Annotated in this window: 17 protein-coding genes; 10 read left to right on the top strand and 7 right to left on the bottom strand. The window is 53.7% G+C overall.

Translation table 11 applies throughout. From position 1 onward, the window contains the following. Positions 1-19: 19 nt before the first annotated feature. The 3 genes from trmB to B4B27_RS05655 form a co-directional block, all read right to left on the bottom strand. Positions 20-781 (bottom strand): tRNA (guanine(46)-N(7))-methyltransferase TrmB, encoded by a 762-nt coding sequence (trmB, locus tag B4B27_RS05665; RefSeq protein WP_290724536.1) that lies wholly within the window; start codon positions 779-781, stop codon positions 20-22. Between the two features lie 27 nt (positions 782-808). Continuing rightward, positions 809-1,699: an MBL fold metallo-hydrolase gene (locus tag B4B27_RS05660; protein ID WP_290724534.1), complete on the bottom strand. Its 891-nt coding sequence runs from the start codon at positions 1,697-1,699 to the stop codon at positions 809-811. An 82-nt stretch (positions 1,700-1,781) separates the two neighbouring features. Next, on the bottom strand, positions 1,782-2,384 hold the full coding sequence (locus B4B27_RS05655; protein ID WP_290724532.1) for a hypothetical protein: 603 nt from the start codon (positions 2,382-2,384) through the stop codon (positions 1,782-1,784). A 228-nt stretch (positions 2,385-2,612) separates the two neighbouring features. Here B4B27_RS05655 and B4B27_RS05650 point away from each other — a divergent pair, with 228 nt between their 5' ends. After that, positions 2,613-3,431: an exodeoxyribonuclease III gene (locus B4B27_RS05650; protein WP_290724529.1), complete on the top strand. Its 819-nt coding sequence runs from the start codon at positions 2,613-2,615 to the stop codon at positions 3,429-3,431. Between the two features lie 49 nt (positions 3,432-3,480). Here B4B27_RS05650 and B4B27_RS05645 read toward each other — a convergent pair whose 3' ends face one another. Beyond that, complete coding sequence (locus B4B27_RS05645) at positions 3,481-4,782, bottom strand: pyridoxal phosphate-dependent aminotransferase (RefSeq protein ID WP_290724527.1); 1,302 nt, start codon at positions 4,780-4,782, stop codon at positions 3,481-3,483. Positions 4,783-5,174: 392 nt separating this feature from the next. Between B4B27_RS05645 and B4B27_RS05640 the strand changes: the two genes are divergently transcribed. From B4B27_RS05640 to B4B27_RS05625, 4 genes are all read left to right on the top strand, one after another. Continuing rightward, positions 5,175-5,816, top strand: coding sequence for a hypothetical protein (locus B4B27_RS05640; RefSeq protein ID WP_290724525.1), 642 nt, complete (start codon positions 5,175-5,177; stop codon positions 5,814-5,816). Beyond that, complete coding sequence (locus B4B27_RS05635; protein ID WP_290724523.1) at positions 5,816-6,481, top strand: hypothetical protein; 666 nt, start codon at positions 5,816-5,818, stop codon at positions 6,479-6,481. Before B4B27_RS05640 ends, B4B27_RS05635 begins: the two co-directional genes overlap by 1 nt. Beyond that, positions 6,478-6,894 (top strand): type I restriction enzyme HsdR N-terminal domain-containing protein, encoded by a 417-nt coding sequence (locus tag B4B27_RS05630; protein ID WP_173381792.1) that lies wholly within the window; start codon positions 6,478-6,480, stop codon positions 6,892-6,894. The genes B4B27_RS05635 and B4B27_RS05630 overlap by 4 nt, the downstream gene beginning before the upstream one ends. An 83-nt stretch (positions 6,895-6,977) precedes the next feature. Then, complete coding sequence (locus B4B27_RS05625; protein WP_290724521.1) at positions 6,978-8,015, top strand: fibrobacter succinogenes major paralogous domain-containing protein; 1,038 nt, start codon at positions 6,978-6,980, stop codon at positions 8,013-8,015. A gap of 229 nt (positions 8,016-8,244) precedes the next feature. On the opposite strand, the gene serS is transcribed toward B4B27_RS05625, so the two are convergent. After that, complete coding sequence (serS, locus tag B4B27_RS05620; protein WP_290724519.1) at positions 8,245-9,531, bottom strand: serine--tRNA ligase; 1,287 nt, start codon at positions 9,529-9,531, stop codon at positions 8,245-8,247. A 232-nt stretch (positions 9,532-9,763) separates the two neighbouring features. Between serS and B4B27_RS05615 the strand changes: the two genes are divergently transcribed. Together B4B27_RS05615 and lptE are read left to right on the top strand one after the other, a co-directional pair. Next, positions 9,764-10,909, top strand: a complete 1,146-nt coding sequence (locus B4B27_RS05615; RefSeq protein ID WP_290724517.1) for a PHB depolymerase family esterase — start codon at positions 9,764-9,766, stop codon at positions 10,907-10,909. Between the two features lie 93 nt (positions 10,910-11,002). Then, positions 11,003-11,515 carry an LPS assembly lipoprotein LptE gene (lptE, locus tag B4B27_RS05610; protein WP_173365524.1) on the top strand — a complete coding sequence of 171 codons (513 nt, stop codon included), beginning with the start codon at positions 11,003-11,005 and terminating at the stop codon, positions 11,513-11,515. Positions 11,516-11,546: 31 nt separating this feature from the next. On the opposite strand, the gene B4B27_RS05605 is transcribed toward lptE, so the two are convergent. After that, the gene (locus B4B27_RS05605; protein ID WP_290724514.1) at positions 11,547-12,032 is read right to left on the bottom strand and encodes an NUDIX hydrolase; all 486 of its coding nucleotides are present in this window, start codon (positions 12,030-12,032) and stop codon (positions 11,547-11,549) included. Then, positions 12,029-14,158, bottom strand: a complete 2,130-nt coding sequence (locus B4B27_RS05600; protein WP_290724512.1) for a thrombospondin type 3 repeat-containing protein — start codon at positions 14,156-14,158, stop codon at positions 12,029-12,031. The genes B4B27_RS05605 and B4B27_RS05600 overlap by 4 nt, the downstream gene beginning before the upstream one ends. A gap of 72 nt (positions 14,159-14,230) precedes the next feature. Here B4B27_RS05600 and B4B27_RS05595 point away from each other — a divergent pair, with 72 nt between their 5' ends. Genes B4B27_RS05595 through B4B27_RS05585 form a run of 3 tightly spaced genes read left to right on the top strand, consistent with a single transcriptional unit; the run spans position 14,231 to position 16,933 of the window. Beyond that, complete coding sequence (locus B4B27_RS05595; protein WP_173365521.1) at positions 14,231-14,389, top strand: hypothetical protein; 159 nt, start codon at positions 14,231-14,233, stop codon at positions 14,387-14,389. A 13-nt stretch (positions 14,390-14,402) separates the two neighbouring features. Then, positions 14,403-14,606, top strand: coding sequence for a hypothetical protein (locus B4B27_RS05590; RefSeq protein ID WP_173365520.1), 204 nt, complete (start codon positions 14,403-14,405; stop codon positions 14,604-14,606). Next, positions 14,603-16,933, top strand: coding sequence for a LysM peptidoglycan-binding domain-containing protein (locus B4B27_RS05585; RefSeq protein ID WP_290724509.1), 2,331 nt, complete (start codon positions 14,603-14,605; stop codon positions 16,931-16,933). Before B4B27_RS05590 ends, B4B27_RS05585 begins: the two co-directional genes overlap by 4 nt. Positions 16,934-16,944 lie beyond the last annotated feature (11 nt).

Genomic DNA, 16,944 nt, shown 5'->3' with positions numbered 1-16,944 from the left:
CCGTCGCAGGGCGTGAAGGCTATTTTTCGAATTCGATGATGCTCCGGTAGATGGGCCTGCCTTCTTTCCGGTATTTGCGCTCGAAGCCGGTCGTGATTCCTTCGGTGGGTTCTGCGGTGTTGCGCTCAATGACCTTGCAGGTGGGGAAGGCGTCGAAGGTCTCGAGTGCAATCTCGTTGTATTCCTTGTGGTCGGTTCCCCAGTAGAACAGACGCTTGCCGGGTTTGAGGCAGCGCGCGACCTCGGTCAAAAAGTCGGGACGCAGCAGGCGGTTCTTGTGGTGGCGTTCCTTGGGCCACGGGTCGGGGAAATACATGTGGAACGCATCGACGGTGCAGTCCTTGACGGCATCGCGCAAGAAATAAAATACGTCTCCTCGCAGCATGGCTGCATTGCCCTGTGCGATGACTCCGCGCTTTTCCATGCGCTCGATGGCAAATGCGGCCCAGGTGTAGTCCCATTCGCTTCCCATAATGAAGTAGTCTGGATGCTTTTGGGCATAGTCTGTCATGAAGTTGCCCTTGCCGCTTCCGATTTCGACTTCGATGTGCCCGTTTTCGTTAGGGAACATGTCCTTCCAGTTGAAGTCGAGCTTGTGGGGGAGGCCGTCTGCGGTCTTGATGGGCTTGCGGTCGCCGTTCGTGCGGAAAACGTAGTGCCAGAGCCCCTTGAGTTCGGGGTCCTCGTTTAAATCGCGGTAGAATTCGGGAATGACGACTTCCCTTTCGCGTTTCTGTCCTTCGTTCCCGCTGGTTTCCATCTTTTCCTGATTATCATCCATCGTTTTCTGTAGCCTTTGTCTTGAACCTTAAATGAATGCGACGACTCTATCCCGGAACCTTTCCGGAATTTCTTTTTCCAGGGTTTCCAGGATATGCTTTTCGGAATACTTCATTGAAAAATGAGTGAGCACGATCTGTTTGCACTTGACTTCGTCTCCCTGTTCGTTCAGGGCTTTTACGATGTTGTTCAGGTGCGTGTGGCCTTTTTTGTGGGCCATGGATTCTTCGTCCTTGTCGAGGAAGGTGCATTCGGTGACGAGGACCTTGGACTTGAATACCTGCGGGTTGTCTCGGAGCGTGTCGCCCATGCAGTCGCCCGTGAAACTCAAGAGGGGGTCGAACACTTCGCGAGTGATTTCAATACCGTTCTTGCGCAGTTCGATAATTTCCGCTGCGGATTTTCCCAGGAACTCGTCCTTCAATTTTTTCTTGTGCAGGTAAAGAGTCGCTCCCATCGCGGGAATGGAATGCCTCACTTCGAAAGCTTCCAGCACGAGATCCTTGCGGTAGCGCAGCGCAATGCGTTCGTGAGCCTTGACCGGGACAATCTCGGGATAGCGGAATTTCTGTTCGCCGACGCCTTCGAACATGGCCTCCGCCTTGATCCACGCTTTCGCTCCTTCGCTGATTTCTTCGGGCAGGTAGTAGACGCTGTCGCGTTCTACGCCCATCATCTTGCGTAGGCTGTTGTGGCGCATGAGGCAGCGGGCATGGTCTCCGTGTGCATGCGTGAGGAACACGTGGTCTAGCGGAATGGCGGTAAGGGGGCATTCGCCCATGTCGACGCAGAAATCCAGTTCCGGGAACTGAAGGTAGGTCGCAAGACCCGAAATCGAGAAACCCTGGATAGAGGAACAGGCCGCCTGTAGGTGGTTCTGCCTTAGCGCGTTGTGTATGTTCTTGTTTGTACTTGTCACGATTTTACCGAGTGCAAATCTAGAAAAAAAGCCTCCGCACTATCGGTGCGGAAGCTGGTGAAAAACCGTTTTCCCGTTCGGGCTAAAGTCCCCTGGAGGCTTTGTCCGCTGCGATAATATTCTCGAAATCCTCGCAGCTCATGCGTTCGATGTTATTACCCATAGCCCTGTTACGGGTTCTCGCATTGCCCTTCAGTTCGGGGATGCGGAAGCAGAATTCATGCGTACCGCCGAGGTCGGTCGGGATTCCCATCTTGAAGATTCGGGTCCTCTCCTTCGATTCCCTGTTGTAGATTTCGTGGTAGTCGTAGTTGTTCTTGATTCTTTCGAGGCGCTTTTCCTGGTTGAAGAGGATCTCGTTTACGATAGGGCCGTCCAGGTAGAGCGGAAGCGAGTTCTGGAAGCGGAGTTCAAGCTTGTTGCCAGTTTTTACAATGGATGTCTCGCTCGGCTTGATGAGGTAGCGCTGTTGCGGGATGTTCTTGTAAGCCTTGTTGTGGGCCTTGCGGACACCGCACATTTCGCGCATGTCCGGGTTCGCTACAAAGTCGATGTCACGGCAGATGGGCGGGAGGTTGGTCGGAACCTCGAGGTCGTCGCCGTTGGACGAACCGGCACAGCCGGAAAAGAATGTCAGGGAAGCGAGAATCGCAGTAAGCTTGATGGCGAAAAATTTCGATTTCATGCTTCAAATATAATTTTTCTAATCAAAAAAACGTCTGTTTTATTTTTTTTCATGAAAAAAAAGCGTTTTTTTCGTTTGTCTGGGGGAAAACGCTTTTTGTGAAAATGAAAATTTACAAAGAAAGACTCGTTTTTTGGGGGCTAATCTGTTTTTTTCCGGAGTGTCATTTTTTCGACCAAATAAAAAATTATCTTTATCTAGGATTGATTTGGGTATAGACGGTACAAGATGAATATATATAGTTGGAATGTGAACGGAATCCGCTCGGCGATAAAGAAGGGGTTTGAAAATTGGTTCAATGCGATCAGCCCTGATATCCTCTGCCTGCAGGAAGTCCGTGCAGACGAAGACCAGGTTCCCGATTCTATTCGCAATCGCGAGGGCTACTTCTCTTACTGGAATCCCTGCCGTCGCAAGAAGGGGTACAGTGGAGTGGCCATATTCACGCAGATTGAACCCGATTCCGTGAATTACGGTTTCGATATTGAGGAGTTTGACGAAGAAGGCCGCGTGCTCCAGCTTGTCTTTCCGGACTGGGTGCTCAACAGCATCTATTTCCCGAACGGAGGGTCCGGCGAGGATCGTCTGGACTACAAGCTCCGCTTTTATGACGCTTTTCTCGAAAACAGCAGGCGCTGGATTGCCGATGGCAAGCACGTGGTCACGGTTGGCGACTACAACACCTGCCATAAGGAAATCGATATCGCGCGCCCGAAAGAAAATGAAAACGTGAGCGGCTTCTTGCCAATCGAACGCGCCTGGATGGACAAGTACGTGGAAAACGGATTTGTCGATTCGTTCCGCAAGCTTCACCCCGACGAACGCGACCGCTACTCCTGGTGGTCGAACCGCTTTGGAGCCCGAGCTCGCAACGTGGGATGGCGTATCGATTACGCCTTCGTGGACGAAGGCCTCGCCCCGAACATTGTAAATGCAGACATCCATTCTGAAGTGCAGGGCTCGGACCATTGCCCCATCAGCATAGAACTGGAACCGCCGTTCGCGCCGATCCCGATAAAGCCCACATCTGTAGACGCAGAAATCTAATAGAAAAAGTCGCCCTTTTGAGCGACTTTTCTTAACTTGTCTGTACCGACTACGAGTGCAGGTATTCCACGATGGCGTCGTGAATCGTAGTGAACACTTCGCGAAGTTCCTCTTCGTCTTCTTCCAGGAGCGTCACGCGGAAGCCCTTGAGGTCTGTGCAGAAGCTCGTGCTCGGCACCACGCAGATGCCCTTCGCACCCAGCAGGTAGTACACGAAGCGGTAGTCGAGGTTCGTCGTCTTGCTGCACCATTCTTCCACCTTCTTCTTGATAATCGGGTTGTCGATCTTGAGCGTCTGGTGGCTGTTGAGCGTGCCTTCGCGGAAGATGATGGTGTTGTAGAACGCGCCGTAGGTCGGGTTGAAGTACAGTTCCGGAATGTCGGAAAGGATTTCGTTGATGATGGCACTGCGGCGGCCAATCTTCTCGTTCAGCGCAGTGCGGTGTTCGGCAAAGCGCGGGTCGCCGAGAACACGCGGGATAGTCATCTGCGGGAGCGTGGTCGAGCAGACTTCCACCATCTTCGCGTTGTCGATGGCGCGGCAGAAGGCGTCGAACTGTTCGTCCTTGTCGCGGTTGTAGTATTCGGCCCAGCCGCAACGAGCGCCCGGCCACGGGTATTCTTTGGAAATGCCCTTGAGCGCGATGCCCGGAACGTCACCGATGTATTCGGCGAGAGCGTAGGCGTGGGCTCCATTGTACGTAATCTTGTTGTAGATTTCGTCGCAGATGATGAACAGGTTGTAGCGCTTCGCGATATCCACGATTTTCTTGAGGATGTCGAGCGGGTAGACCATGCCGGTCGGGTTGTCCGGATTCAAAATCAATATGCCTGCGATGCTCGGGTTGTACTTCACCTTGTTTTCCAGTTCTTCCAGGTCCGGATACCAGTGATTTTCGGGCTGGAGGCTGTAGGTGATGGGGGCCGTGTGGGCATGTGCCGCTTCGGCGGAACTGTGGGTGGAGTAGGCCGGGGCAGGTCCGATGATGCGGGTGTTCATCGAGAGCAGGCCGTAGATGGTGGCGATGGCGTCACCGAGGCCGTTGAAGAACAGGATGTCGTCGACGTTGATCTGTGCACCGCCGAGCTTGTTGTTCTCTTTTACCAGGAATTCGCGGGTCTCGAGCATGCCCTTGGAGGGGCAGTAGCCGTAGCTGCGGTTCGTCTTGACGAGGTCGACCACGATTTCCTTGATCCAGTCGGGCAACTGGCACTTCTTTTCGATGGGGTCGCCGATATTTTCCCAGTGGATGGGGAGGCCGAGTGCCTTGAGCTGGTTTGCCTTTTTAACGATCTCGCGGATTTCGTAAGAGAGTTCCTTGGCTCCTTCGCTCAAAAGTCTTCTGCGCATTTTATGCTCCTGTATAGGTATCGAAAATTCTTTTTGCGCTGTAATTATAGCATAAAATTATTCAAGAATTTCCGTTGTTCCTTGTGGTTAGTGGTTAAAAAGGGGGTAAATAAAAAAAGCAGCCATTTTCGGGGCTGCCCTTGAAACTTGCTATCTGGATTTTGGCGTTATGCCTTGCAGACTTTGGTTTCTCTGGACAGCCCCATAATAGCTCGGGCTGCTGCCGGGCTTGCTGCCATTGCCGCTGATGCGGTGTTCTGTCCAAAGAATTTGTTCACAGTTCTAAATATAATTCGGGTGGTGTCATCTGTCAAGATTTTTTGCGGCTATATCTGAAAAATGTATCTATCCCGTTGCCGACACGTTAAATTTGTTATTATTGTCGAACATATATGAAGGCGAAAGGATTGTTCAAGTATATCGCGCTGTTGCCGGTTTTGTTGCTGCTTGGCAGTTGCGGTCTGCTTCCGTGTGGCGATATCGAGGTTGAAAAGGACTTGACCCAGGTGACAAGCCGTACGACTTCAATCGCCTTTATGGATAGCCTGAAACAGGAGGCTTCTTCCGATAAAAAGTGGGCGAAACTCGTATATTCGGCCGAAGTCCTTAATGTTTACGAGGTAGGAGTCCACGGGATTAGCCTTGAACTGGATCTCATCGCTTGCCCGTCGGCGGCCGTATGCGAAAAGGGCGTGGCAAATACCGAAATACTCTCTACGCTCTTTGTGGACTTGTACAACTGTGACAGCTTTGACTGCAAGAACGTGACGAATATCGTCATCCATGACGACTCGTATGGGAACATAAGGGCCTTGGGCAAGGATGAATTCGAAATTGCCGATGGTGACGAGTTTAAGTACGAAACCTTTGGCGATGACTGCGTGCTGACCAAGATTCGTAACTTCAATTTGCGCATAGACGCCGAAGACGTGAAGATTGACTGGGACGTGAAAAACGGCTACATGACGTGCGAAAAGGTAAATCGTTGTAACGAGTCGGGTGGCGGGTCGCCGGGCTTGCCGGGGTTGGACTGATGAGACGTTTTCTGGCTTTTTTCTTTTTGCTGCTTCTGGTTGCTTGCGGAGACGATTCGAGTGTCCGTGAGGTAAATGGCTTTGATGAGGTTGAATCTGAATGGCGCAAAAGAGAGGCTTCGTTGGAAGATCTCCTGGTGCAGGGGGAATTTGTCCTGGCAAAAGACTTGACGCCTGTTGGCATTGCTCTGGCCGTGTTGGACGATACGCTGGGCGTCGTGAAGGAAATCGAAGGAGATGTATTCGGTTATCGATATGATTTTCCGCGCCGTGATTACGAAACCCCGTATGTCAGGTTCACCTACTCCTGCGAGACAAGTTCGGGCGATACGGAAGAGTTTGTCGAATATGTGGACCTTAGATGGTATGATAGGCCGGACCTGGATATTTGGAGCGCATTTTTGCGGTATAGGGTAGAACACCTGGTTGTCAAGGAGCATTATTCGCTGTTTCTGGCGAAACGCCAGACATCCAAGAACCTGCTTGATTATTTGTCGGTCGAGTATGAGGATTTCCCGTACGACTGGGGTGAAAAACGGTTCAAAGAGGACTTTTGGTTAAGCAGTTCCCTTTTGCCTCGGGTGACTGTGGAGAATTTTGACGAACAGGCTAGGGAATTTTCAGATAAATTTGCCAATGAAGATTCTGCAGGGGGTGTTGAATGACCCACGGAACGATATACGACCCCATCCGCAGGAAGGATGTCCCCGACACGCCTGAGGAGCGCGTGCGCCAGGCGACGGTTCAGTTTTTGCTGAACGAAATCAAGGTGCCGGCCCACTTGATTACAGTGGAGTTCGGGCTGTGTGCCATAGACCCGAAGACGGATGACCGCGTGGACATCATCGTCAGCAATTTTCGCGAAGGAGCAACGCTAGACAAGCCGTGGCTGCTGGTGGAATGCAAGGCTCCCGGCGAATACACCTGGGAGGCGTTACAGGTGCAGCTCAACCGCTACCTGAAGGTGTTGACCCCGAAGTTCGTGATGCTTGCTCTCGGGGATGCGGTCCGGTATTTTGAACGTGACGATGCGACTGGCCGATTCAAAAAGATAGAGAAACTTCCCGATTTTAAATAAATTATCCATTTCGCTAGGGAAATTTTTTGTAAAAATCTATTTTTCGTCCGTTCGCGACCTGAAATTCTATATATATTTTTTGTGTGCATGCGTGTTTAAAGACTTTGGTCGGACTGTTGCTCCTCTTGCTTGTTGCGGGCGTGTGTTCGTGCAGGCAGGACCCGGAACCGCAACAGAAAAAGGCTCCGGCAGCGGCCCCCGCTCAAACTACTCCGGACGTTCCGAAGCAGGTGGTCCGGCAGATACCTTTCCCCGTGCCGATGGTTTACCGCGACGGCTCTCTCGACGTGGCTTCCGTCCAGGATTCTGCTTCTGTAGAACCGGAGCGTGATTCTATTCCCGAGTCGTCCTCGTCTTCCGAGCGTAGGGGACCACGTTCGTCTTCTGAGGAATCATCTTCGTCCGAGGCGGCATCGTCGTCGTCGGTTTGTGCGGATGCTCCGGAGGGAACTCTCTGTGACGAACGCGATGGCCGCATCTATAGGCTTGTGGCTATCGGAAGCCAGGTCTGGATGGGACAGAACCTGAACTACCATTCCGAAGACAGCTGGTGCTATGACAACAAGACCGAAAATTGCAATGTTTACGGTAGGCTCTATTCCTGGGTGTCTGCCATGGCTCTTTCGCACGAATACGAGAACAATTCTGCTTCCGGTTTGATTCAGGAGGAGCACCAGGGCGTTTGTCCCGATGGATTCCATATCCCGACCGATGCCGAAATGAAAACCCTTGTCCGCTTTATCAAGAAGCACAACAAGCATCCCGAAGAAAACACCGGTACCCTGCTCAAGAAAACGGTCTCCTGGAATCGCAGCGAGGACTGGCCTACGGGCATGGATCGCTTTGGATTCGGGGCGCTGGCGGCCGGTTCTCGTAATGCCAAGGGCGAGTTCCGCGACATGGGGAAGGATGCCGACTTCTGGATTGCCGAAGAAAGCAATACGCCGACGCACGCCCCTTACTGGAACCTCTACTACGAGAATGACGAATTCCTGGGCGACTACAGCAAGCAGAAGACCTTCGCCTATTCGGTCCGTTGCCTCAAGAACAAGAAGTCGAACGCGACTGCTGCTGCAGATTCGACAGCGCTGGCGGCTCCGGCCGATACGATAGGCAAGTAAATCGTTGCTTAGGGTATAAAAAAACGCATACACTTTTGCGTATGCGCGAGGCAAGCTGTGCTTGCCGAAGTTTATATCGTATTCCGGGAGGGTTTTAGGGAGGGTGTAACCCTCCCTTGTCGCATTACTTCTTCGGCTCGATCTTCTCGAGACCACCCTAACGAGCAGGCAAGGTTTCTTGCGAAACCTCGCACTCAGATTTTTCTTGACGAAAAATCTTCACACATGGTTAGGCTTTCGGTTTAATAACCTCAAGCCCACCCATGTACGGCCTCAGCACTTCAGGAATCAAGAGCGAGCCGTCCTTCTGCTGGTAGTTGTCGCAGATGCCTACCATCACGCGCGGGGTGGCGAGGCCGGAACCGTTCAGCGTGTGCACGAACGTGTTCTTGCCGTTAATCTTCGTCTTGATGTTGGCGCGGCGAGCCTGGTAGTCTTCGAAGTTGGAGCAGGAGCTGACTTCCAGCCACTTCTTTTCCACCGGGGCGTAGACTTCGAGGTCGTAGCACTTGGCGGCACCGAAACCGAGGTCGCCCTTGCAGAGGGCCAGACGGTGGTAGGGGAGGCCGAGCTTTTCCAGGAGCTTTTCGCCGAAGCGGGTGAGTTCCTCGTGGTCCTCGTAGCTGTGTTCCGGATGGGCGAAGTAGACCATTTCCACCTTGTTGAACTGGTGCAGGCGGAGGAGTCCGCGGGTATCCTTACCGTAGGAGCCAGCTTCGCGGCGGAAGCAGGCGGAGTAGGCGCAGATACGCTTCGGGAGTTCGGTTTCCGGAATCACTTCACCGGCGTAAAGGTTGGTCAGAGGAACTTCTGCAGTCGGGATAAGGAACAGGTCATCGTCCTTGTCGCAGCGGTACATGTCTTCTTCGAACTTCGGGAGCTGGCCCGTGCCGCGCATGGTATTGCGGGTCACGAGGTACGGCGGCGTGAATTCTTCGAAGCCGTTCTTCATGTGTTCGTCCAAAAAGAACTGGATGAGGGCGCGTTCCAGGCGGGAACCGAGACCACGGTAGACCGGGAAGCCGCTACCGGAAATCTTCGCGCCACGTTCGAAGTCGAAAATGCCGAGGCGTTCGCCGAGGGTCTTGTGGTCCACGCGGGCAAAGTCATCGTTCTTGGTGTAGTAGTCAAACGGAATCGGGCCGTCCTTCTCCACCACGTTGTCCGAGCTGTCCTTGCCTTCCGGGGAACGCGGGGCGATGTTCGGCACGTGCATGAGCATTTCGGTCTGCTTGTAGTCCAAATCCTTGAGCTTCTTGTCGAGTTCGTCAATCTTGTCGCCGAGTGCGCGCATGGCGGCCACGGCCTCGTCGGCGTTCTCGCCCTTTTTCTTGAGGTCGCCAATCTTCTTGGATTCGGCGTTGCGTTCGCTCTTGAGGCGTTCCACTTCGGTGAGGAGCGGGCGGCGTTCGTTGTCGATGGCGAGAACGTCCTTCAGGCTCACCGTGGTGTACTTCTTTTCGGTTTCAGCAATGTAGTATTCCGGATTTTCGCGGATTTTCTTGATGTCAAGCATTTTATGCCTCGGATGATAAAAATTTTACGCGGGTAAATTTAGCAAAAGTGGTTGGTGTTTAGTTGCTCGTGGTTAGGGAAATGCGGCGGGATTGGGCTCTGTTGTAGTCGTTTACACCGCTATTTATGTGGCGGCAGTCACACTTCGGTATTATGGATATACATTATAAATGGGTAAGGTCTATGGAGGTAAATACAATGTAAACAAACGGAAAATTCTGAGGAGTACAGAGATGAAGTTTCCATTACTTCTGCTAGCTGCGGCTACGCTTTCCTTCGCCCAATGGGGTGGTGGCGGAAAAAACATTCGCGATTACAAAAAGGTGTCGGTTTCGGGCCGAGACGTCTATGTCTACGCGCCGTCCGGCCTCGCCGAAAATAGCCCGCTGTTGCTTTCGTTGCACGGCGCCAACCAGGACCCCGATTACCAACAGTCCAATACCCACTGGGAAACTGTTGCCGATACGGCCGGTTTCGTCGTTGCCTACCCTAAGGGCGGCGAAGGATACAGTGCGTGGGACATCAGTGGCGATCAGGACACCAAATGGATATCGGCGGTCATTGACCAGTTGGTCAAGGATTACAAGCTCAATCCAAAACGTGTCTACCTTTCGGGATTTTCTATGGGAGGCATGTTCTCTTACCATGCGATAAGCAAGATTGCCGACAAGATTGCGGCTATTGCCCCCTGTTCCGGAACGAATGTGTATGGCGCATCTAAGGCGCAGCGGCCTATGCCCATTTTCCATCCTCACGGAACCAAGGATGATGTTTTGAATTATAGCCAGGTCGACGGATTCCTGAAGAATTACCGTGACCAGTTCAAGTGCCCCTCGCAGGCGGAAGTCAAGGAGAATTATCCCAATGCCGAGAACAAGGCGACTCTCTACTCCTGGGGCCCGTGTGACAATGGCGTCTATATAAAGCACCTGAAACTTGAAGGTCGTATGCACAGCCCCTCCAAGGCGGATATTTCGGATATCTGGAACTTCGTGAAGGGTTACGACGTAGATGGCCCGATTGGCACCGCGCCGGCATCCTCTTCTAGCGAAGTCGCCTCTTCGTCTGATGTGGCGAAGTCCTCCAGCAGTGCAGCCGCCACGGGAAGTTCTTCCAGCCATCACCACTGGGGTGGAATATCTTCCTCTACGACCGCTTTGCCTGTGGATCCGGGCCTGCTTGCGGTTTCGGTCTACAAGTCCTCTGACAACTACATCGTAGTTGCAGGTGCCCAGGGCAAGACCATCACGGTGTTCAATAGCCTCGGCAGCGTCGTGAGCACGACCCGCGCTCTCGGAAACCAACAGAAGGTTTACACCGGAGCCAAGGGCATGTATATCGTGAAGGTCGGCAGCAGGTCGTTCAAGTTTTCGCTCTAGGATTTACCGTAACGCCTTTTCGAAAGCACTCCCTGCGGGGAGTGTTTTTGTATTTCTTCTTTTGCCTTGCGTATTTGTTTTTAAATTTGGGATATGCTATCTAGGAATATTTCCCGATTGTTGTTCTTTGTCGCGGCAACCGCCGCGGCCTGTCTTTTGGCGGGCTGCTACAGCTTTACCGCCTCCACGCTTCCGAGCCATATCAAGACAGTCCAGATTCATGATGTCGATGACAAGGCGCTTGACCCGTTGCTGGCAAACAACATCCATACGGCTGTTGTCGACATGTTCAAGAAAAATGCGGGCGGGATCCGCATGGTGAACGAAGAGGCCAACGCCGATTTCGAGATAACGCTTTTGAGCTACACGAACAAGCCCGAAAACTACAACAGCAACAGCGATGTGGAAACCTATCGTGTGACCATACGTGTGAGCGTCAAGTTCTACGACAACGTCAAGGATCGAATCATCTACGAGAACAAGTCACTGTCGGCGGATGGCGTCTACGATATCCAGAAAAACGAGACCGAGGACCGCCACGGCCAGACTCGCGCCATCGAGAAACTGCAGGACCTGATTATCGCGAATGCGCTGGCGAAGTGGTAACCTTGTCGCTATATCTCATTGCTGATTTAATTTATACAAAATCCGAAACGGAAACCGGAACTTCGTTCAGGAGCGCCTCGGTGAGTGTGCTGCCTACGTAGGTCAGCTTGAGCGAGAAAAACGGTTCTCCGCGTTCCAGAAGTGAGAGGAAAATCAGGTCGCCGTCCCAGTGGGGGAGTTCTTTCACCTTCCGCTTGTCCACCCATTCGAGGACGCCCTCGTCACATTCCTTGATGCTTCCTGCATATTCTGTCGCGGTAAACAGGTGCATGAATTCTGTCTCTTGCATTCCGTCGCTGATAAAGGTGACGATGCCGCGGTATTTCGGGTGCACAAGCGAAAGCCCGGTCTCTTCCATGACCTCGCGGCGGATGCAGTCTTCGGGGGATTCCTTTTCTTCGAACTTTCCGCCGATGCCGATCCACTTGTCCTTGTTGATGTCGTTCTTTTTCTTGACGCGGTGGAGCAACAGGTATTTGCCGTCTTGCTCGATGTAGCAGAGGGTCGTGTTTATCATTTTGTTTCGGATGCGGGAGGCGTCGTGTCGAACTGGAGGAACCGGACGCCACTGGTGTTGAGATGCTTGTATTTTGGATCCTGCGGCAGCTTTGTGCCGAACCCCTTGGCCTGGATGCGGTTCTTGCGGATTCCCTTGCTCACAATGTAGTCCGCGATTGCCTGTGCCTGTTGCTCGGCGATTTCTTCTCCGGCGGGGCTGCTGCATTGGATCTCGAGGACGAAGTCGAATCGCCTCATGAGGTAGATGACGTCGTTCAGTACGGTGTAGGTGGAGTTCAGCAGTTCGCCGGAATTGCCCTTGAAGCGGACCTTGGACGCGAGCGCGTTCAAGTTGTTCTTGGGTTTCAGCGGGCATCCGTCCTTGCCGACAATGATGTTCGGGAATGTCCCGGGGCATTTGTCCATGTAGTCGAGAACTTCGTCCCCGTCGGAATCGATGGGGCAGCCGATGGAATCGACGGGGGCTGCGGCCGGGGTGTTGGGGCACTTGTCGAGGGCATCTACGACACCGTCCTTGTCGTGGTCGGTGGGGCAACCGTTCTGGTCGACGGGGAATCCCCTCGGCGTCTCGAGACATTGGTCCCTGCTGTCAGGGACGCCGTCCCGGTCGTAGTCGGCGGGACAGCCGTCCTCGTTGACGAGTTCCCCTTCGGGACTGTTGGGACACATGTCCACATCGTTGGGAATACCGTCGTTGTCGAAGTCAAGCGGGCAGCCGAACCTGTCGACGGAGTATCCGCGCGGGGTCTCGGGGCACGAATCGAAATCGTTGAGGACGCCATCGTGGTCGTCGTCGAGGGGGCAGCCGTCGTCGTCTACCTTGTCGCTGGAAAGGGAATTGGGGCAGCGGTCGTGGTAGTCGTCTATGCCGTCATGGTCGGTGTCCCGCATGCATCCTGTGGAGTCGACTGCGGTCCCGTGCTTCGTGTCTTTGCACATGTCCAGGTAGTCGGGAACGCCGTCCTTGTCCGTGTCCACAGGGCAGCCGCTGTAGTCTACAACGACTCCGCGCGGCGTCTCGGGGCACAGGTCCATGATGTTGATGATGCCGTCTTGGTCGAGGTCCACGGGGCAGCCGCGAGAGTTCACCTTCGCTCCCAGTTCCGTCTTGGGGCACAGGTCCTCGCGGTCGATGACGCCATCGTTGTCGCTATCCTTGCGGCTGAAATCTATAACCTTGGTAACGGCGAGCAGAAGCGTGAATTCCGGGGTGCCGCGGATGTTGTACTGGATGTGGCTGTCGTCGCCGTAGGCACGGCGGACATTGACGCTGTTCTCGAGGGTGGGATCCCTTACGAAGTCGATGCCGACGTCCATGCCGAGCATGAGCGAGAGCATGTTCGGGAGGTGGATTTTTACGGCAGGGGTTACACGCAGCACGTGGTCGGTCAGTGCGTCGATAAAGTCACCTTCGAACAGTCCTGTTTCGCCTGAAATTTCAAGAATCCCGGAAACAGTCTTGTGCGGCAACAGCTCGATTCCCGTGCCCCAGACGAGGTCGTTGTTTTCTCCGTTTATCAGGTGGAGGAACCCAAAGAAAGTGTTCCAGTAGAGGATGTCCGAAAAGGTGACGGAAACGATTCCGGATCCTGCCATGGCCCATTTTTTTGCGCTGTAGGCATAGGATTTCTTGTCGTCGTGGATATACCACTGGTGCCTCGGCCGGAATCCGATGTCCTTTGCGCCGGTGGGGACGAAGAGTTCTCCCGAGAAGGCGAGCGTGACGGGGGCAAGTTCCAGGGGGTACGAGTACTTGAAGTAGGCCTGTAGGTCGCCCGCTCCGAATCCGTCCAGGTCGGTACCGGTGATTTCGCCGTCGTAGTAGAAGGGGAGGGACAAGCCGATTTCCAGAATGTCGGAAAGGCCGAACCCGACCGATATTCCTCCTCCTGAAGAGGGGGCGTCGTTGTCAATCTGGGTGACGGTCCCGTCGGGCGTGGAGTACCCGTTCATGGACAGGGCTCGGCCGTCGCTCACCGTTTCGTAGGTGGCGGACATGAACAGATAACCCTCGCCGAGCGTCTTGGCCGTCGGCACCCTGATGCCTTCCAGGCCGCGTCCGAGGCCGATCTGGGCATATAGGATTGAGGCCAGAGCCATCCATGTGAGCAGGATTTTTTTCATATCCTTAAAAAATTTAACTTTTTTTTCGTTTTTTTTATTGTTTTGCAAAGAATATGTATATATTTGCATCTCGTGAGACAAGTATCGACACCGAAATCAGAAATACCCTCCTGGCATCGCAAGGCGCAGAAGGCGTACCGCCTGAACCGGATTATTATCTTGTTGCAGGTAATCGCCGCTTTCGTGATGTGCGGGGTAATCCTGTACGGGGTGGAGAAAGTCGCCTACTGAACGTTGAGGTAATATGTTGAGTTACGCTTATCATTGTGGCCGCCGTCCCAAGGGGGATGGATTTGACGCTCCGGTTCCTTTTGCCAGCGAGGAAGAAGAGGAAGAGGAAATTGAGGAAGAGGAAGAAGTCGACGAAGAAGTCGATTTCGACCAGCCGTCCTTTAAGCGCGACCAGATATGGTCTGACTACGCAGAAGACCTGGATTACGATCAGTGATCCGTGGGTCGGTCTTTTGGGGCTATGCTGTAGCCCTTCTGGCATCATTCGTCCTGCTCGCCTGTTCTCCCAAGCAGGCTGCTTCGTCGTTGACTGACGTGCAGGTGGTGGAACCGCCTGCGAATGATTCCGTATCTTTTGCCGAATGGTCGCTCAAGTTTTCCGTCTCGGATTCCTTGGCCATCCGTCCTTCTTGGTCCAACTACCAGTACGCCCTGCAGGCGATGGAAAACCAGGAATGGAACCTGGCGAGACACTACCTTGAAAAGTCTCTGCGTCACCTTGTGACAGAACATTACGATTCCCTCTATGCGAATGTGAGTCCCAAGGAGGATTCCCTCTACAGGTTCCAGATGTCGGTGCGGCTGGTGCGCGCGCTTGATGAGGTTTTCCCGAACGAAGTGGTCGGTGCAGACAGCTCCGATGCGTTTGCGCAGAATGAAGTTTCCATCGAGGGTGTGGACGGCGAAGATGAAATGCTTGCCGACAGCGCCGCGCTTTCAAGTCTCGGCGGCTTCCTCGATACCATGGACGTAAGCGAGTTTACGTTGCCCGTGCAGTTCAACGAGCGCGTGCTGCAGGAAATCTATTACCTCACGACCAAGGCCAAGGGCTTTATCGAGGGCTCGCTGAGCCGCAAGACCGCCTATGACTCGCTGATTTATGCGAAGCTCGAAGAGCACAAGCTCCCGAAGGACCTTATCTACCTGTCCCTCGTGGAATCGGGATTCAAGGTGAAGGCCTATAGCCGTGCGAAGGCGTCGGGCCTTTGGCAGTTTATTCCGGAGACGGGCAAGCGCTATGGCCTCAATGTGGATTTCTGGGTCGACATGCGCCGTAATCCCGAGATGGCCACGGAAGCCGCAATCGGGTATCTTTCGTACCTCTACAGCGAATTCAACGACTGGCTCCTCGCGATGGCCGCCTACAACTGTGGCGAAGGCCGCATCCGCAAGCTGCTTCGCGAAATGAGGGCCGATACTACGCGCGATACCTCGCAGGCGATTACTTACTGGGATCTCCAGTTGCCCAACGAGACCATGCACTACGTGCCGAGAATCCTCGCCGCGATGGTCATTGGTCATTACCCGGAGCAGTACGAGCTCAAGGTAAAGCAGACCTACCGCCCCGTATTCGATACGGTCACCGTTTTCGATTCGTTCCCGCTGGAAGAAGTGGCCAAGCTGCTCAAAGTTCCCGAGGATACGCTCCGCACGCTCAACATGGAACTCGTGAAATGGTGTACGCCTCCGAATGTCGATTCCTACGTTCTTCGCCTGCCGCTCGGTAAGCGCGCCGTGTTCGTTGAAGGTTACGACCGGATGCAGAAGAACAACTTCTCCAGCTGGCACCATCACAAGGTGAAGAAGGGGGAAAACCTGGGGAGCATCGCCCGCCAGTACGGCATTTCCGTTTCGGAACTCAAACAGGCGAACGACATGAAGAATGACCGCATCCGCCAGGGCAAGTCGCTCCTGATCCCGATCAAGGTGACCCCGCGCAGGTCCTCGGGCAAGAAGCCGACGAAGGTGCGCACCTATGTGGTCAAGCTCGGCGACAACCTGGCCTCCATAGCCCGGCAGTTCGGCATCTCCCAGGAGAGCCTCCGCGTTTGGAATTCCATGGATGCCGCGTCTGTCGTGAAACAGGGCGATACGATTTTCGTGTCTAAGCCGGAACTCAAGCCTTCTGCAGAAGACAGGAAAATCGTGCTGAAGAAGGGAGAACGTTATGTTGTCGTTTCGGGGGATACTTATGCGAATATTGCGGCCGCGCTAAAGATTCCCGCCGCTCTCCTGATGGAAGCAAACGGCGGCTTTGTGAAGCGCCTTTCTGTGGGGGATTCCCTTGTAATTCCGGTTTATGTGCCGCCTAAAAAGCCCCGGTTTGTTCCGTCGGAAAAGTCGTCTTCGAAGTCGGACGCAGCATCCAGGTCCGACAAGGGCCGTTCGGGCCGCGAATCGAAAAGCGCACCCGCAAAGGGCAATACCTACGTGGTAAAGTCGGGAGACAACCTCTATGGCATTTCGCTCAAGTTTAACTGCACCGTCGAAGACCTCAAGGCCTGGAACAAGCTCAAGGGCGACGGCATTTTCCCGGGGGATACCCTGATTGTCCGCGGCAAGCCTACGGCAAAGCAGGCGAATGCAGAGAGCAAGACCGAAGCGGCTCCGAAGGGGTTCGTCTTCTATACGGTGAAGCAGGGCGATTCGCTCTTTGATATCGCAAAGAGCTACAAGACGACCATCGATAGCCTCGTCAAGTGGAACGGCCTTAAGGATACCAAGATCAAGGCCGGTGACAAACTGAAAATCAAGAAGCCCTAGCGTAGGGTCTT

The sequence above is a fragment of the Fibrobacter sp. UBA2449 genome, from assembly GCF_002342555.1.
In the GTDB taxonomy this organism is placed as follows: domain Bacteria; phylum Fibrobacterota; class Fibrobacteria; order Fibrobacterales; family Fibrobacteraceae; genus Fibrobacter.
Note: the sequence above shows the minus strand (reverse complement) of the source record. Positions and strands in the feature narration are given on the sequence as shown.

Coding starts and splice junctions, on each gene's coding strand:
- trmB (WP_290724536.1), bottom strand. CDS start 781: ATGGATGATAATCAGGAAAAGATGGAAACCAGCGGGAACGAAGGACAG.
- B4B27_RS05655 (WP_290724532.1), bottom strand. CDS start 2,384: ATGAAATCGAAATTTTTCGCCATCAAGCTTACTGCGATTCTCGCTTCC.
- B4B27_RS05650 (WP_290724529.1), top strand. CDS start 2,613: ATGAATATATATAGTTGGAATGTGAACGGAATCCGCTCGGCGATAAAG.
- B4B27_RS05645 (WP_290724527.1), bottom strand. CDS start 4,782: ATGCGCAGAAGACTTTTGAGCGAAGGAGCCAAGGAACTCTCTTACGAA.
- B4B27_RS05640 (WP_290724525.1), top strand. CDS start 5,175: ATGAAGGCGAAAGGATTGTTCAAGTATATCGCGCTGTTGCCGGTTTTG.
- B4B27_RS05635 (WP_290724523.1), top strand. CDS start 5,816: ATGAGACGTTTTCTGGCTTTTTTCTTTTTGCTGCTTCTGGTTGCTTGC.
- B4B27_RS05630 (WP_173381792.1), top strand. CDS start 6,478: ATGACCCACGGAACGATATACGACCCCATCCGCAGGAAGGATGTCCCC.
- serS (WP_290724519.1), bottom strand. CDS start 9,531: ATGCTTGACATCAAGAAAATCCGCGAAAATCCGGAATACTACATTGCT.
- B4B27_RS05615 (WP_290724517.1), top strand. CDS start 9,764: ATGAAGTTTCCATTACTTCTGCTAGCTGCGGCTACGCTTTCCTTCGCC.
- lptE (WP_173365524.1), top strand. CDS start 11,003: ATGCTATCTAGGAATATTTCCCGATTGTTGTTCTTTGTCGCGGCAACC.
- B4B27_RS05605 (WP_290724514.1), bottom strand. CDS start 12,032: ATGATAAACACGACCCTCTGCTACATCGAGCAAGACGGCAAATACCTG.
- B4B27_RS05600 (WP_290724512.1), bottom strand. CDS start 14,158: ATGAAAAAAATCCTGCTCACATGGATGGCTCTGGCCTCAATCCTATAT.
- B4B27_RS05590 (WP_173365520.1), top strand. CDS start 14,403: ATGTTGAGTTACGCTTATCATTGTGGCCGCCGTCCCAAGGGGGATGGA.